Raw genomic sequence first — 15,625 nt, 5'->3', positions numbered from 1 at the left:
CCCGCCCGCGGGGAGAAGTAGGGTGTCGGCATGACAACCGGGGTGCGACGCAGAATGGGTGTCGAGGAGCGGCGGCAGCAGCTGATCGGGGTCGCCCTGGAGCTGTTCAGCAACCGGTCGCCCGACGATGTGTCGATCGACGAGATCGCGGCGGCCGCCGGGATATCGCGGCCGCTCGTCTACCACTACTTCCCCGGCAAGCTGAGCCTGTACGAGGCCGCGCTGCGGCGGGCCGCCGACGAGCTGGCCGATCGGTTCCGCGAGCCCCACGAGGGCCCGTTGGGGGCGCGGCTGCTGCGGGTGATGGGCCGGTTCTTCGCGTTCGTCGACGACCACGGGCCCGGCTTCTCGGCGCTGATGCGCGGCGGTCCCGCGGTCGGCAGCAGCCGGACCAACGCGATGATCGACGAGGTGCGGCAGGCGGCGTACGAGCAGATCGTCAGCCACCTCGGCATCGTGGCGCCGCCCGCGCGGCTGGAGCTCGTGGTGCGGTCCTGGGTGTCGCTCGCCGAGTCGACGGCGCTGATCTGGCTGGACGGCCGCCGGATCCCGCGGGCCGAGCTGGAGCTGCAGCTGGTGCACGACTTCGCGGCGCTGGCCGCCGTGAGCGCCGCGTACGACGCGGAGATGGCCGGCATCCTCGTACGGATCCTGGCCGACGAGCCGGCCGACGGGCCCTTCGGTGAGCTGGTGGGGCGGCTGGCCGGGCTGGTGCCGGGTCCTGCCGCGGGCGGGTGAGGGCCGGGTCCCGGAGGCGATAATGCCCGCGTGATCATTGACGACGGGATCTTGTTCCGGCAGGCCGGGGAGAAGGACGCCGGCACGCTGGTGAAGCTGTACGACCAGGCGGCCCGGTGGATGCGCAAGCAGGGGATCGACCAGTGGAAGCCGGGCGACAAGGACACCGCGCACTTCCGCGCCGTGATGCGCGACGGCGAGGTGTGGCTCGCCGAGGACGCCGACGGCCGGGTCGTGGGCGCGTACGAGCTGTGGTGGTCCGACGAGGACGCCTGGGGGGTCCAGCCGCCGGTGGCGGGCTACGTGCACCGGCTGATGGTGGAGCGGGAGGCCGCTCCCCCGGGAACCGGACTGCGGATCCTCGATCACGCGGAGCGGCGGATCGCCCGGACCGGGCGGGAGCGGGCGCGCCTGGACTGCGTGTCCAGCAACCCGCGGCTGCTGGCGTACTACCAGGGCGCGGGCTACCGGGTCGTCGGTGAGTTCCCCTCGAAGCAGGGCAAGGACGGCCGGGTGTACGGGGTGGTCCTGCTGGAGCTCCGGCTCGACGTCTGAGGCACAGCCGGTCCCGCGGGCGCAACCGTCCGGCGTGCGCCATGCTCCGTCCCCTCTCGGCCGCAGGGTCCGCAACCGGTATCGGCGGGCTCCGGGGCGCCGGTAGAGATGGTCCCGACCAGTCGGTACCAGGAGGGGAACACCATGAGGAATTCCATGAGCAGGGCCGCCGGGGTCCTACTGGGCGTCACGCTGGCGGGGGTGCTGGGGGCCACGGGGGTGGCCACCGCCCAGACGCAGCCGGCCGCGCCCGCCCCGGCTCCTTCGGCGGCGGCTCCCGCCTCGGCCGTCGAGGCGCCCGCGTCGGTGATCGCGGACGTACAGGCGGCGGCCGCCCGGCAGAAGTCGCTGGCCCCGGCCGCCCGGAAGGTCTGTTACGCCGCCCACGTCGAGGGCATCGGATGGCAGGGCGCGGTGTGCGACGGCGCGGTCGCCGGGACCACCGGGCAGAGCCGCCGGATGGAGGCGGCGGTGATCGCGACCAGCGGCACGGGCGGTGTCTGCGCCAACGCCCACCTGGCGGACATCGGGTGGCAGGGCTGGGCGTGCGCCGCCGACGGCAAGGCGGTGACGGTCGGCACCACCGGCCAGTCGCGGCGCATGGAGGCGCTGGGCCTCCAGGTCGGCAACGGCAGTGTGGCCGCGCAGGCGCACGTGGCGGACTACGGCTGGCTGAACGCGGCCGGCGGGAACCCGGTCTACGTGGGCACCACCGGCCAGTCGCGGCGGATGGAAGCCGTCCGCATCTGGGTCTGACCCCGGGGGGGCGGGCGGGACGGTGCCGGACCGCGGCCGGCACCGTCCCGTCCCGCCCTGCGGTCAGGCCCTCTTGAAGACGGCGACCGTACGCGCCGGGGCGGTGAACGCTCCCGTCCCCGCGTCGTACCCGGAACGCTTCACCACCGGGTCCGAGCCGCCCGCCTGGAGCGGGTGCAGCGCGTAGCGGGTCCCGGCGAGGGCCGGGACGCGCTGGGTCTGCTCGTCCGGGGTGGCGTTGAAGACCACGACGAGGTCGCCGAGGGTCATCGTGATCACGCCCGGGGTCTCCTCGGGGCCCGACAGCGGGAAGCCCAGCCGCTCCTGGACGGCGGCGGCCGTGGTCAGGGCGAAGGCCGGTTCCGTCGTCCGTACGCGCAGCAGGTCGCGGTAGGCGGCCGAGGCCCCGTCGGTGTCGGCGCAGCCGGGGACGGCCGCGGTGAGCAGGGGTTTCGCGTAGGGCCACTTGGCGCGGTTGTCGGCGGCGGGCGGCAGGCCGCGGCCGAAGCCGTTGCCGGCGCGGCAGTCCCAGTGGATGGCGTTGAACCAGTCTCCGCTGTCGAAGGAGTTGCGGTCCAGGGACTTCGAGCGGAGCAGGTCGCTGCCGGCCTGGGAGAGCGCCGGGCCCTGGGAGAGGGCGGCCGTGGCCATGGCGAGGACCTGTGCGCGGGCCCGGTCGGCGGTGGACGTCCCCGCCGGGAGCTTGTAGGCCAGCGCGTCGAAGAGGGATTCGTTGTCGTGGGCGTCCACGTAGGCGAGGGCGTCGCCGGGGGCGGCCGCGTAGCCGGCGGGGGCGCCGTTGTAGTCCACGTCGGAGCCCTTGACGCGGCGGCCGGCGGAGTCCGTGAAGACGTACGGAGCCAGGTTGCCGGAGAGCCCGATCTTGATCAGGTCCTGGTCGTGCAGGAGGCGGGCGCGCTGTTCGGCCGGGGTGCCGTTCGCCGGGGACCCGTTGGGGGCGGTGAACAGTCCGGACGCGAAGCCCTGGACGCGCGGGTCCTCGTCGAAGGGGCCGCCGCCGCGCACGGCGTCGCGGGCGCGGTCGGAGAAGGTGGCGATGCCGGTGCCGGCCATGTTCTTCTGGGTGGCCTGGACGAAGCGGGCGTCGTCGGCGACCTCTCCGAAGTTCCAGCCCTCCCCGTAGAGGACGATCTTCTTCCCGTCGACCCCGTCCTTGGCGGGGGTGAGCTCGTCGAGGGCCTTGCGGACGGCCAGGATGTTCGCCTTCGGGTGGTGGCCCATCAGGTCGAAGCGGAAGCCGTCGACCTTGTACTCCTTGGCCCAGGTGACGACGGAGTCGACGACGAGGCGGCCCATCATGGCGTTCTCGGGGGCGGTGTTGGAGCAGCAGGTGGAGCTGGCGACGCTGCCGTCGGCGAGCAAGCGCTGGTAGTAGCCGGGCACGATGCGGTCGAGCACGGACTTGTCTGACTGCCCGGAGGCGACGGTGTGGTTGTAGACCACGTCCATCACGGTGCGCAGACCCGCCCCGCCCAGGGCCTGGACCATCCTGCGGAACTCGACGGTGCGGGCGGTGCCGTTGGGATCGCTCGCGTACGAGCCCTCGGGGACGGTGTAGTGCAGCGGGTCGTAGCCCCAGTTGAAGCCGTCCTTCGCGGCGGCGGCGGCCACGCAGGCCTGCTGGGACTCGGAGTCGGGGGCGTAGACCTTCAGGTCGCACGCGGGTGCGGTGCGGTCCTTGGGGTCCTCGGGGACGGTGCCGAAGTCGAACGCCGGCAGCAGGTGGACGTACGAGGTGCCGGAGGCGGCCAGTTCGCGCAGGTGGCGCATGCCGGCGGAGTCGGTGTCGGTGAAGGCCAGGTACTGGCCGGGGTGCTTGCTGGTGGCGTCCGCGATGGAGAAGTCGCGGATGTGGAGCTCCTGGATCTGCGCGCTGTTGAAGGGCACCGGTGCGGGCTTGCGCAGATCGCGCCAGCCGGGCGGGGCGAGCTTCGGGTCGGCCAGGTCGACGGCCAGGCTGTACGTGGAGTCGGTGGTCAGGGCGGTGGAGTAGGGGTCGGTGACCAGGTTGCGCACGATCTGGCGGGTGCTGGGCGCCCAGACGGTGACGGCGTAGCGGTAGGGCTTGCCGGTCCAGGAGCGTTCGCCGCGCACCGACCAGACACCGGTGGTGTCGTCGCGGCGCATGGGGACGGTGCGGCCGTCGAGTTCGAGGGAGACCTGCCGGGCGGTGGGGGCCCAGACGGAGAGGGTGGGGCGGCCGTCCTTGAAGACGGGGCCGAGGGGGGCGTCGGTGCTGTAGAGGTCGTCGAGCACGCCGGCGAGCTGGACGCCGGTGGCGGCGAGGACGGCTCCGTTCGCGGCGCGGGCGCTCGCGACGAGCTGTCCGCGCAGGGCTTCGCGGACCCGGCCGCGGTCGCGGGGGTCGACGGTGAAGGCGGTGTACGGGGCGAGGTGCGGGACCTTCTGCTTCTGGGCGGGGGTGAGCTCGGTCCGGGTCAGCCGCAGCCATGCGGCGCCGCCCTCGTGGAGGACGCCGCCGTCCGTGGTGATCCGGCCCTGCGGGGAGGCGAGGAGCTGGGTGGAGGCGGCGGCCGCGGGGGCGTTCCAGGCGAGGGTGTCGCGGTCGATCCAGACGGCTTCGGCCTTGGTGAGGTCGAGGGCGGCGGCCGATCCGGCGGGCTGCGGGAGCAGGTAGGGGGCGCGGCCGCCCAGCATCCACACCTCGTGGCCGGTGGCCTTGAGGTCGAGGGACTGGTCGGTGGGGAGGTCCTTCTCGTCGCCCTTGTGGAGGATGTAGCTCAGGCTGGTGGCGCCGGGGGCGAGGGGGACCTCGTAGACGGCGCCGTAGGAGTCGGTGCGGGTGGGGAGCAGCGGCTTGGACCAGTCGGTGGGGGTGGCGGCGCCGGTCCACACGTGCAGGCCCCAGCCGTCGTATGCGCCGTCGGGGCGCTGGTAGTGCAGGACGGCCTTGGTCCGGTCCTGCGGCGGGTAGGCGGGGCGGTCGGTGCGGACGGCTTCCTTGCCCTGTTCGAGCCAGATCTCCCCGGTCTTGGTCAGGTCGACCGTCCGGTCGGCGGCGACGTCCTTGGTGCCGTCCTTGTCGATGACGAGGTAGCCGACGGAGGAGGCGCCGGGCTTGAGCCGGACGTACGCGAAGGCGCCGTAGGCGTCGCGGCCGGTGAAGGCGTGGCCTTCGGGCCAGGTCGTGGCCTCGCCGTCGGCGAGGTCGCCCCACGCGTAGAGCCGCCAGTTCGTGTAGTCGCCGTCGGGGCGGTTGTAGTGGACGACGGCGTAGTCACGCTGGGTGGCGGTGGGGACCGGGGCGGGCGGGACCTGGCCGGAGACGGATCCGGCGAGGGCGCTCGCGGTGCGGCCGGAGGCGTCGACCACGACGGCCTTGTAGCGCAGGGCGGTACCCACCGGGGCCGTGATGTGCTGGGTGACCTTGTACGGGGCGTGGTCGGCGGAGCCGAGGACCTGCCAGGGGCCGGTGCCGGTCTGGGCCGCGAAGACGACGCGGTTCAGGCCGCCGCCGGTGACGTCGGCGGACAGTTCGACGGTGCCTGCGGCGCCGGCGGCCGGGGCCTTGAGGGTCAGCGCGGGCTTGGTGGCGGGGGGCGCGAGGGGGGCGGCGCCCTGGAGGACCACCGAGCCGAGGGCGGGGACGGTGACGGTGAGCTTGCCGGCCGCGGAGGCGCGGATCAGGGCGGTGCCGCCGTACAGGGTGCGGTACTCGGCCCCGGCCGGGGCGTCGAGCTCGACGGTCCGGGCCTCGGCGCCGTTGTTGGCGGCGACCAGGTACTCGGTACGGCTGCGGGTGTCGGTGCGGGCGAAGGCGTAGACGGAACCGTCGGAGAGGCGTTCGCTCTGGACGCCGTCCCGCAGGGCCGGGTGGTCCTTCGTCAGCTTCGAGAGAGCGCTGATCTGCCGGTAGAGCGGGTGTCCCGGATCGTAGGCGTCGCTCGCGTGGGTGCGCGCCGTCCCGAGCTGGTCGTCGTCGAGGTAGTCGGCGATGCGGGTGGCGAACAGCGGCTGGCGGGCGTCCTTGTCACCGCCGGAGCCGGTGAAGCCCTGCTCGTCTCCGGAGTAGACCACCGGATTGCCCCGGGAGAGGAACATCAGCTCGTTGGCGAGCCGGTAGCGGTCCAGCAGTTCCTGCTCCCCGGCCCCCGGCCGGTCCTGCTTCAGGAAGGTCCCGAAGCGGCCCATGTCGTGGTTGCCGAGGAAGGTGACCTGCTCGTACGCGTTCGCCTTGTCCGTGGTGTACCGGTAGTCGTCGGCCAGTACGGAGCCCAGCCGGGGGGCCGCCGCGCCCTGGGAGGCGTACGCGCGGATCGCGTCCTGGAGCGGGAAGTCGAGCGTGGCGTCGAGGCGCCCCCGCGTCACGTACGGGGAGGTGACGGCGGTGTCGGCGGAGTAGACCTCGCCGAACATGAAGAAGTTCTTCCGGCCGTGCCGGGCGGCGTACGCGTCGAGGGCGGTGGCCCACTGCGTCCAGAAGGGGGTGTCGACGTGCTTGACGGTGTCGATGCGGAAGCCGTCGACGGCGAAGTCCTGGACCCACTTCTCGTAGATCTTCTCCATCCCGCTGACGACCTCGGGGCGCTCGGTCCACAGGTCGTCGAGACCGGAGAAGTCGCCCTGTTCGGAGGATTCCCCGGCGAAGGTGGAGTCGCCCCGGTTGTGGTACATCGCCGGGTCGTTGAGCCAGGCGGGCACCTTGAGGTTCTTCTTCGCCTCGGGCCCGAAGGGGGTGCGGGGGAAGGTGCCGGGGCCGGTCTTGGGGAAGTCCTTTCCGGCCCCTCCCGCGGCGGACGCGGTGGAGTCGTCGAAGGGCACCCCGTCCTTCGTCAGGTACGGGAAGGCCCCCTTCGACAGGTAGTCGTGGGAGCCCTCCCGGTAGTCGACGACGTCGGCGGTGTGGTTGGTGATGACGTCGAAGAAGACCTTCATCCCCTTGCGGTGCGCCGTGTCGATGAGCCGCGTCAGATCGGCGTTGGTGCCGAAGTGCGGGTCGACCTGGGTGAAGTCTGTGATCCAGTAGCCGTGGTAGCCGGCGGACTCGTCCTTGCCGGTGCCCTGGACGGGCTGGTTCTTGAAGATCGGCGCCATCCAGATCGCGGTGGTGCCGAGCCCCTTGATGTAGTCGAGCCGGTCGGTGAGTCCCTTGAGGTCCCCGCCCTGGTAGAAGCCCTTGTCCGTGGGGTCCAGGCCGGTCTGTGAACGGCTGCCGGTCAGGCCGCCCCGGTCGTTGCGCGGGTCGCCGTTCGCGAAGCGGTCCGGGAGCACGAAGTAGAACTGCTCGCGGGTGAGGTCGTGCCGGGCCGGCTCGGCGGCCAGTTTCGCGTCCGGGGGCGGGGCCGGCGCCCGGTCGGCGGCGACCGCCGTCGCGGGGAGGGCGGGCAGGAGCGTCACGGCCAGCGCGGCGGCGAGCGCTCCTGCGGCGGGGCGTATCAAGGCGGGTCTCCTCGGGTACGGGGCGGGGTGGGCCGGGTGGCGGGTCAGTTGCGCCAGGTGTCGGTCAGCGTGACCGTGCCGTTGGCCGGGACGGTGGCGGCACGGTTGGCGCCGCTCTCCCAGGTGACGTTCCCGGCGGCGTCCTTGCGGACGTACTTGTAGGCGAAGGCGGTCCCGGCGGGGAGGGCGGCGTCGAGCTTCCAGACGGGGTAGGCGGCGGAGGAGAGCCTGAGGGCGGCCCCGGTGTTCCAGTTGCCGAGCTCGGGACGGTCGCCGGTGACGTAGACGTCCTGGCCGGGCACGGTGGTGGCGTTGACGGCGAACGAGGCGCCGGCGGCCGGGGCGGCCGCGCAGCTACGGGCGTCCACGTGCAGGGCGAGGGCGGTGCCCGCGCCTAGGGTGGCGGTGAACCGGCCGCCGGAGTCCACGCTCACCGAACGGCCGCTCTGCACGTCGCAGTAGGAGCCGGCGGGGAGGGAGGTCTGGAAGGTGCGGGTGAGGGGGGCCGTCTCGTGGTTGATCGCCACGTAGGCCCTGGCGCCGCGGCCGAAGGCGATCTGGTCGCCGCCGTTGTCCCACCAGTCGGTGACGGCCTGGCCCCGGGCGGCGTTGCGGAAGGCGACCATGGAGGAGATCTCCCGCCAGGCGTGCTGGCACTTCCATCCGTCGGTGTAACAGGAGTTCACGGTGCCGCCGTTGGGGGGTCCGGCGTCCTTGTCGGTCCACTCGTAGCCGGAGTGGACGTCGGGCGAGCCGTAGGGCCAGGCCAGCATGAAGACGTTGGCGAGGGTGTAGTCGGACCCGTTCTTGTAGTTGAGGGTGTCGCCGCCGCGCTCGGTGTCGTGGTTGTCGACGAAGACCCCGGCCTGGCCGCCCGGCATGTAGCCCCAGGCCTCCCCGAAGTTCTTCAGGTAGGCGAGGTTCTCGCTCTGGAACACCCGCTTGAGGTCACGGGCGTAGCGGAACTCCTGCACGTCCCCGTTGCCCAGGTACTCGGTGGGCTGGACGGCTTCCCCGGCCCCGTATATCGCCTCCTGCTTCCAGTAGGCACCCGGGTCGGTCAGCCGGGACTTGATGGCGGCGAGGTCGGCGGCCGGCATGTGCTTGGCGGCGTCGATCCGGAAGCCGTCCACGCCCAGGGAGAGCAGGTCGTTGAGGTACCCGGCGATCCGCCCGCGCACGTACTCCTCGCCGGTGTCGAGGTCCGCGAGCTGTACCAGCTCGCAGTTCTGGACGTCGGCCCGGTTGCGGTAGTCGGAGATCGTCGCCCGGCAGTCGTCCATGTCTGCGCCGGAGTAGAGGCCGGGGTAGTCGTACTTCGTGTACGGGGAACCGCCGGTGCCCACGCCGCCGTTGGCGGCCATGTGGTTGATGACGGAGTCCGCGACCACCTTCACGCCGGCGGCGTGGCAGGCGCCGACCATCCGCTGGAAGGCGGCCCGGTCCCCGAGCCGTCCGGCGATCTTGTAGCTGACGGGCTGGTACGAGGTCCACCACTGGGTCCCCTGGATGTGCTCCTGGGGCGGCGACACCTGGACGTAGCCGTACCCGGCGGGCCCGAGGGTGCTGGTGCAGGCGGCGGCGACGGAGTCGAACCGCCACTCGAACAGCACGGCGGTGACGTCCTTCCCGCCGGGCGGCGCCGCCTGCGCCTGCGGGGCCTGGACGGTGAGGGTGGCGGCGGTGAGCGCGACTGCGGCGACCAGGCTCCTGGGAACCCTGCGGGCTCTGTGGGCTCTTGCGGTGCGGGGCATGGGGGCCTCCTGGCGGAGAGGTGGGGGATTGCCGCTGACCGTAGGGGCCGCCCAGGCGTGTTGCAAGAGCTTGCGCAAGAGATTGCAGAATTGTTTCCGGGTCCGCTCCCCCGACCCTGCCCGTCAGCCGGCGAACCCCGGCACCACCAGACCGGACTCGTACGCGATCACGACCGCGTGGGTCCGGTTCTGCGCGCCGAGCTTGGTGAGCACGTTCCCGACGTGCGTCTTCACCGTCTCCAGGCTCACCGTGAGCGACTGGGCGATCTCCGGGTTGGACAGGCCGGTCGCCATCAGCCGCAGCACCCCTTCCTCACGGACCGTCAGCGCCGCCTTCGGCAACGCCTCGGCGGAGCCGCGCGGGCGCGCGGCGACCATCCGGCCCAGCGCCGCCGGGAAGAGGACCGCCTCGCCCGCGGCGACCACCCTTACCGCTTCGGCGATCTGCCGGACCGGGAGCCGCTTGAGGACGAACCCGCTGGCCCCGGCGCCGAGCGCGGCGGTGACGTAGCCGTCGTTCTCGAAGGTGGTGATCACCACGACCTTCGGCGGTTCCTCCGGCCCGGCCAGCAGCAGCCGGGTGGCCTCGATCCCGTTGCGGCGCGGCATCCGCACGTCCATCAGGACCACGTCGGGCCGCAGGAGCCGGGCCCGTTCGACCGCCTCGACCCCGTCGGCGGCCTCCCCGGCCACCGCGATCCCCGGCTGTGCCGCGAGCAGCGTGCACAGACCGCTGCGGGTCACCTCGTCGTCGTCGGCGATCAGGAGGGTGACGGGGGCCGGACTCCCGTCGGCGCCGCTCACGCCGCCGCCCGGACCGGCAGCCGGACCGCCAGCCTCCACTGCCCCGGACCGTCCGGGCCCGCCTCCATCTCACCGTGCAACAGCCGTACGCGCTCGGTCAGGCCGGGCAGACCGTGCCCCGACGTGGGGAAGGAGCCCCGGGCGGGCCCGGTCCGGTTGACCACGCCGATCTCCAGCGCGGCCGGCGTGAGCGCCACCCGGACCTCCACCGGCCCGCCCGCCCCGTGCCGCAACGCGTTGGTCAGGGCCTCCTGCAGGATCCGGTACGCCGCCCGGGAGAGCGCCCCGCGCACCCCCGCCAGATCGCCGGACAGGTCCGGCTCCACCACCGCGCCCGCGTGCCGCAACCGGTCCAGGAGCTCGGGCAGGTCGGCGAGGGTCCGGGTCGGCGCCGTCTGCGCCTCCTCCTCGCGCAGCACGCCCAGTACGTGGTCCAGGTCCTCCAGCGCGGCCCGCGCCGACTCCTCGATGCTGCGCAGGGCGGCCCGCGCCGCCGCAGGGTCGGCGGACATCACCTCGCCCGCGACCGCCGCCTGGATGGTGGTGGCGGTCAGCGTGTGACCGATCGAGTCGTGCAACTCGCGTGCCAGCCGGTTGCGTTCGGCCAGCCGCAGTTCCCGCTCGGCCGCCAGCGCGAGCCTCTCGGCCGCCGATGGCCCCAGCAGCCTCGGCGCCAGCCACCGCAGGGCGCCGGTGACCGCCGCACACCCGGCCGCCGCCAGCAGCAGGCACAGGAACGCCGTCGCCCAGCTTCCCCAGCCGCCGCCCGCCACGCGTACCGTCCGGCCGAACAGGCTCAGCCCCGCCTCCGCGCGGAACCAGCCCACCGGAAGGGTCAGCCCGGCGAACAGCAGCATCCCGCTCACCAGCGCCCCCGTCCACCCCAGCGCCACGTGCAGCAGCAGCCAGAGCGGGGTCCGCCAGCGGTCGGGACGGCCCGCGTCCGCGGCCACCGGATCCGGCAACGGGACCCCCAGCAGCCTGCGGGCGCCCACGATCAGCACCCGCCGCGTGGTGCGGGCCAGCCCCGCCGCGCCGATCAGCGCGGCCCAGACCACCAGGGCCAGGGCGGTCCCCACCGGCCCCGGAGCCAGCGCCCAGGTGACGGCGATGAGGGGCGGGAGCGCAAGGCCCGACAGCAGGCCGCCGTAGGCGAAGAGCGCACCCGTGTACGTGGAGCCGCGCAGCAGCGGCCGGATTGCTTTGATCATGATCCGCCAGTATGGCCAGCCAGTTCCCCACCGGCCTCCCCCGATCGGGGGAACTCCTCCTCCCGCGTTGCCGCGATGCGCACCCGCCGCCCGGCGGGCCAGGATCGGCGTCCACCCCGCAGACCAGGAGACCCCTCATGCGAACCGGACGAACAACACCCCTCCTCGCGGCAGGCATCGCAGCGGCGGCCTTCCTCTCCACGCTCACCCCCGCGGCCGCCTCCTCCGCCCCGGCACCGCTCCGGTGGCAGCGCTGCGGCGCGCCGGCCCCCGCGGCCCTGCAGTGCGCGACGCTCACGGTGCCGTTGGACTACGCCGATCCCGGCGGCAGGAAGATCGACATCGCGGTGTCCCGCCTGAGGGCGAGCCACCCGGAGGAACGCCGGGGCGTCCTCCTGCTCAACCCCGGCGGCCCCGGCGGACCGGGCCTGGACCTGCCCGTCGACCCGGCGGTGGACCTCTCCGAGGAAGTGCGGAGCCGCTACGACCTCATCGGCTTCGACCCGAGGGGCGTCGGGCGGAGCTCTCCCGTCGGCTGCGGTCTGACCGCGGACGAGCAGGACCACGAACGCCCGTACCGGGCCGAGACGTTCGCGAAGGACGTGGAGTGGGCCCGTACGGTGGCCGACAAGTGCCGGGCGAAGGCGGGCGACACCCTCCGCCACCTCACCACCCGCAACACCGCACGCGACATGGACGCCGTCCGGGCCGCGCTCGGCGAGCGGAAGATCTCCTACCTCGGGTTCTCCTACGGCACCTACCTCGGCGCCGTCTACACACAGATGTTCCCCCGACGCACCGACCGGTTCGTGCTGGACAGCGCGGCCGACCCCACACGGGTCTGGCAGGGCATGTTCCAGGGGATGGCCGAGGGGGCCGACGCCGCCTTCGCCCGCTGGAGCGAATGGACCGCCCTGCGGCACACGACGTACGGCCTGGGCAGCACGCCCGCCGAGGTCCGCAGGACCTTCTGGGACCTGGTCGCGCGGGCCGACCGCGAGCCCGTCGACTCCGCCGGCACACCCCTCACCGGCGATGGCATCCGCGCGCAGCACGCCAGGTTCGCCCACGTCGAGAAGGCGGCCGAATGGATCGCCGCCCTGAAGGCGGCGGCCCCCTCGACAGCGGCCACCGCCACCCGGGAGGTCCCCCCGGACAACGACACGGCGAGCGCCTGGGCCGTCCTGTGCGGCGACAGCCGCACGTGGCCGCACGATCCGGAGCGGTACCGCCTCGACGCGGTCCGCGACAAGGCCCGCCATCCCCTCTACGGCGACTTCGCGTCCAACATCAAGCCGTGCGCCTTCTGGGGGCAGGGCAGCGAACCCCCGACGACGGTGGACAACGAGGCCGGCGCCCTGATCCTGCAGAACGAGTGGGACCCCAGCACCCCCCTGCCCGGCGCACTCGCCATGCACCGCGCCCTGCACGGCTCCCGGATGGTCACCGTCGCCGGGGGCGAGGGCCACATCGTCAACGGCACCAACCCCTGCGCGACCCGCGCGCTCACCACCTACCTGACCACGGGCACCCTCCCGCCCCACGACCTGACCTGCGAAACCCCTCCCACCCCGGCACCGGCCCCGCCCCGGAAGCCCTGACCCGACCGAGGCCGCCGGCACCCTACGGGTACGTGTCGACGTCGGTGGTCATCACGGCCCGCAGCGCCTCGGCGAGCCGCTCCGCCGCCTCTGCCCGGACGGTGCCGAGATCGACCAACGGCCCACCGGCCTCCGTGACCAGGGGACGGAGGCCGCGCCACGCGTCTTCGGAAACCCCGAGCGCGGCCAGGGAAGTCCGTACGGCCTCGGCCGCGTCGGTGGCCCGCACCCACCCGTCCCGCCACGTCTGCATGTCCATCAGTGCCCCGTCCCGTGCATCCTCAGGAGCACGTTGCAGTCGACGACCACGGATTCGTCCCTCTCCTGCACGGCGGCCTTCCGCAGGACCGCCAACCGCTCGCACTCCGGGCACCCCGCTACCGGCCGGGGCACGGGGCGACCGCCCCTGACGGGCAGCACCACCGGCTCTTCATGCCACCTGGCGGGTTCCGCCGTCATCACGCCGACCCCGAGGGGGCCGAGCGCCGCTCATCGTCCGCACAGAACATGGTGGGGCTCCTGTCGATGTGAGGGAGTCTGTTGGAGGTGAGGTCCTCAAGAAGTCCGGGCATGCCGAATCACCCCTTCAAGGCTGTCTCGGCAGCTGCGGTACGCCGTGAACCGTCAGTGGGAAAAGGCCCCTTGAGGCGTTGACGTACCGAACCTAAGCCCGCTGTAGTTGCGTGAACACTCACCGCTGGTACGAGATGTCTCGCCGAAGTGACCGGGGGTCCCAGTGCCAGTCAGCACGCGAGGCATGGGGCTCGTCTCGGGCTTCGTGCTCCGCACTGCGCGGGAGAGCATCCCCCGCTCGCAGGAGGAGATGTCCGAACTCCTCGGTGTGGGTGTGGGTACGTACCAAGGCTGGGAGTCCGGCCGTCGGCCGGTCTCGAACATGCGGGGCGCCGATCTGCTCAGCCTCCGTCGCCGTTTACCTGCGCTGGGCGCGGACACGGACGTCGTCGCCCTCCTGGATGCCGCGATGGACGCCGACCGCATCGTCGAAGCGGCGCTGACCCCTGCCCGCCCCGAAGAACCACACCCCCTCTCGGAGTGGGTCCACACCAGGGATACGGCACATATGGTCGCGTGGGCGGTCAACGGTTCCGCCCCGCCCGCACTTCGCCGACGGCCCGTTCCTGCTCGCCGGGGCCCCGTCGCATCGGCACCACAGCTCACCCCTACCGAGCGGGCCGCCTTCTTCTCACACCTTCGCGACACCGCCGAGGCCGCGGTACGAGTCGGCGGCGAGAGTTCACTCCTCCACCGCCAGAGCCTCTACCTGCTCTCCTACGACCCGGGTCCCGACGCCGCGTCATGGACGGCCCACGCACTCCACGCCCGGCGCGGCGTGCTCGTAGGGCGCGGCTGGACACCCCACTGGGCGGAGGCGCGATCCACCGCCACGGCACTGGCGCGACTGGGCGACCCTCAACCTCTGTGGGACTTCATCGATCGCTCGATGGCAGACAGCGACGACGGCGAGGTGGCCAATCTCAACTACTGGGCCCTTTGGCTAGGCGTTATACAGCGGCCCCAAGCCAACGACGCCTTCATGCGTGACCGGAAAATGACGCACTGGGACCCCGTCGCACTGCTTCGCGGCCTGGTGCACGGCCTCCATCGGGCACCTGGGTTCCTGGACCTCTACGCGCACACCGTGTGGGCCTTGTTGGAAGCCCACCCATGGCTGCCACTGGCAGCCCGTGACCTGACCCGAACATTGGCACACCTGACCACCCAACTACTGGATGGAAAGGCGCTGTCGGAAAGGTCCAGGCGCGAGCTGAACACAGTGCACTACCGTCTAAGCGGGCATCACTGACCAACTCGGAGGGCACCACATGGCAGACGAGACGGCCAATGCAGAGGGTACGGCGGGCTTCCTGTTCGAGCTGGGCGTCCTGAAGCGTGAGCGCCGGTCGGGGTGGTGGCACACCGGAGTCAGGGACCCGGAAAGCATCGCCGAGCACAGCTTCCGGGTCGCGGCCATCGGCGCCGTCCTCGCGATGATGGAGGGCGCCGATGCCGCCCGTGTCACGCTGATGTGCGTCATGCACGACACCCAGGAAACCCGCCTCGGCGACATCCCCCACATCGGCCGCCGCTACCTCAAAGCCGCCTCGAACGAGGAGATCACCGCCGACCAGCTCGCTGCCGCCCACCCGGCCGTCGCCGCCGGCATCCAGGCGGTCGTGGAGGACTACGAGAACGGCACCGACCCCGAGGTGGTCATCGCTCACGACGCGGACAAACTCGAATGCCTGATCCAAGCGGTCGAATACCGTGAACAGGGCAACGCGAACGTTCAGAACTGGATCGACTCCAGCCTCAACGCGTTGAAGACGGCCTCCGCCAAGTCCCTGGCCGATGCCGCCCTGAACATGTCGTCGCTGACCTGGCGCGAGACCTTCCTCCCCCGATAGTCACCTCTGCCCCAGGCGGACCGCAGACGCCAAGCCGTGCGGAGGGCGTAGCGATCTGACGCGCCGGGGGGCTTCTCCGGACGGTCTCATCGCCGTTTCGCGTGGTCTGGCCTCCCCCGGCCCTGGATCAGGGGGATGTCGGCCCGCATCTCCGGCCCACCCGGACGGAGCCGGGCCGCGCATCGCTGACGGGGCCGCTCCTCCAGTCCTGTCCCCGGTAACCGTTCTTTTGGGGGTTTCCCGGCAGTCTTTGGCATTCCGTGGCGGGACGGGCTGTCAAGGGTGGCCGAAGGCCATCGCGAAGCGACGCGACGAAGGAGCGCCCTTGACAGCCCGGCCCGACGCGGAAGGACGATGAG

At 72.5% G+C, this 15,625-nt stretch carries 11 protein-coding genes; 6 read left to right on the top strand and 5 right to left on the bottom strand.

Annotated features, from left to right (window positions below; translation table 11 throughout):
• Positions 1 to 30: 30 nt before the first annotated feature.
• From OG295_RS24470 to OG295_RS24460, 3 genes are all read left to right on the top strand, one after another.
• On the top strand, positions 31 to 738 hold the full coding sequence (locus OG295_RS24470; RefSeq protein ID WP_371678817.1) for a TetR/AcrR family transcriptional regulator: 708 nt from the start codon (positions 31 to 33) through the stop codon (positions 736 to 738).
• Between the two features lie 30 nt (positions 739 to 768).
• Positions 769 to 1,293 carry an N-acetyltransferase family protein gene (locus OG295_RS24465; RefSeq protein WP_371678816.1) on the top strand — a complete coding sequence of 175 codons (525 nt, stop codon included), beginning with the start codon at positions 769 to 771 and terminating at the stop codon, positions 1,291 to 1,293.
• Between the two features lie 144 nt (positions 1,294 to 1,437).
• Complete coding sequence (locus tag OG295_RS24460) at positions 1,438 to 2,049, top strand: hypothetical protein (protein WP_371678815.1); 612 nt, start codon at positions 1,438 to 1,440, stop codon at positions 2,047 to 2,049.
• 63 nt (positions 2,050 to 2,112) lie between these two features.
• On the opposite strand, the gene pulA is transcribed toward OG295_RS24460, so the two are convergent.
• The 4 genes from pulA to OG295_RS24440 form a co-directional block, all read right to left on the bottom strand.
• Entirely contained in the window at positions 2,113 to 7,470 is a 5,358-nt protein-coding gene (gene pulA, locus OG295_RS24455; protein ID WP_371678814.1) for a pullulanase-type alpha-1,6-glucosidase, read from the bottom strand.
• A 44-nt stretch (positions 7,471 to 7,514) separates the two neighbouring features.
• Positions 7,515 to 9,224, bottom strand: coding sequence for a carbohydrate-binding module family 20 domain-containing protein (locus OG295_RS24450; RefSeq protein WP_371678813.1), 1,710 nt, complete (start codon positions 9,222 to 9,224; stop codon positions 7,515 to 7,517).
• A gap of 123 nt (positions 9,225 to 9,347) precedes the next feature.
• Positions 9,348 to 10,028, bottom strand: a complete 681-nt coding sequence (locus OG295_RS24445) for a response regulator (RefSeq protein ID WP_371678812.1) — start codon at positions 10,026 to 10,028, stop codon at positions 9,348 to 9,350.
• Positions 10,025 to 11,239, bottom strand: coding sequence for a sensor histidine kinase (locus OG295_RS24440; protein ID WP_371678811.1), 1,215 nt, complete (start codon positions 11,237 to 11,239; stop codon positions 10,025 to 10,027). The genes OG295_RS24445 and OG295_RS24440 overlap by 4 nt, the downstream gene beginning before the upstream one ends.
• Before the next feature lie 137 nt (positions 11,240 to 11,376).
• Between OG295_RS24440 and OG295_RS24435 the strand changes: the two genes are divergently transcribed.
• On the top strand, positions 11,377 to 12,840 hold the full coding sequence (locus OG295_RS24435; RefSeq protein ID WP_371678810.1) for an alpha/beta fold hydrolase: 1,464 nt from the start codon (positions 11,377 to 11,379) through the stop codon (positions 12,838 to 12,840).
• A gap of 22 nt (positions 12,841 to 12,862) precedes the next feature.
• Here the strand turns inward: OG295_RS24435 and OG295_RS24430 are convergent, their stop codons facing one another.
• A complete protein-coding gene (locus tag OG295_RS24430) occupies positions 12,863 to 13,099 on the bottom strand; it encodes a hypothetical protein (RefSeq protein ID WP_371678809.1) in 237 nt (78 codons plus the stop codon).
• A gap of 498 nt (positions 13,100 to 13,597) precedes the next feature.
• Between OG295_RS24430 and OG295_RS24425 the strand changes: the two genes are divergently transcribed.
• Both OG295_RS24425 and OG295_RS24420 read left to right on the top strand, forming a co-directional pair.
• A complete protein-coding gene (locus OG295_RS24425) occupies positions 13,598 to 14,665 on the top strand; it encodes a helix-turn-helix domain-containing protein (RefSeq protein ID WP_371678808.1) in 1,068 nt (355 codons plus the stop codon).
• A 19-nt stretch (positions 14,666 to 14,684) separates the two neighbouring features.
• The gene (locus tag OG295_RS24420; protein ID WP_371678807.1) at positions 14,685 to 15,266 is read left to right on the top strand and encodes an HD family hydrolase; all 582 of its coding nucleotides are present in this window, start codon (positions 14,685 to 14,687) and stop codon (positions 15,264 to 15,266) included.
• Positions 15,267 to 15,625: the final 359 nt, after the last annotated feature.

Source organism: Streptomyces sp. NBC_01276 (genome assembly GCF_041435355.1).
GTDB lineage: Bacteria > Actinomycetota > Actinomycetes > Streptomycetales > Streptomycetaceae > Streptomyces.
This window is presented reverse-complemented; position numbering and strand designations above follow the sequence as displayed.

Bases quoted from the DNA above. Each gene is read 5' to 3' on its own strand.
- OG295_RS24435 (WP_371678810.1), top strand. From the start codon at position 11,377: ATGCGAACCGGACGAACAACACCCCTCCTCGCGGCAGGCATCGCAGCG.
- OG295_RS24450 (WP_371678813.1), bottom strand. From the start codon at position 9,224: ATGCCCCGCACCGCAAGAGCCCACAGAGCCCGCAGGGTTCCCAGGAGC.
- OG295_RS24440 (WP_371678811.1), bottom strand. From the start codon at position 11,239: ATGATCAAAGCAATCCGGCCGCTGCTGCGCGGCTCCACGTACACGGGT.
- OG295_RS24425 (WP_371678808.1), top strand. From the start codon at position 13,598: ATGGGGCTCGTCTCGGGCTTCGTGCTCCGCACTGCGCGGGAGAGCATC.
- OG295_RS24470 (WP_371678817.1), top strand. From the start codon at position 31: ATGACAACCGGGGTGCGACGCAGAATGGGTGTCGAGGAGCGGCGGCAG.
- OG295_RS24420 (WP_371678807.1), top strand. From the start codon at position 14,685: ATGGCAGACGAGACGGCCAATGCAGAGGGTACGGCGGGCTTCCTGTTC.
- OG295_RS24460 (WP_371678815.1), top strand. From the start codon at position 1,438: ATGAGGAATTCCATGAGCAGGGCCGCCGGGGTCCTACTGGGCGTCACG.
- OG295_RS24430 (WP_371678809.1), bottom strand. From the start codon at position 13,099: ATGGACATGCAGACGTGGCGGGACGGGTGGGTGCGGGCCACCGACGCG.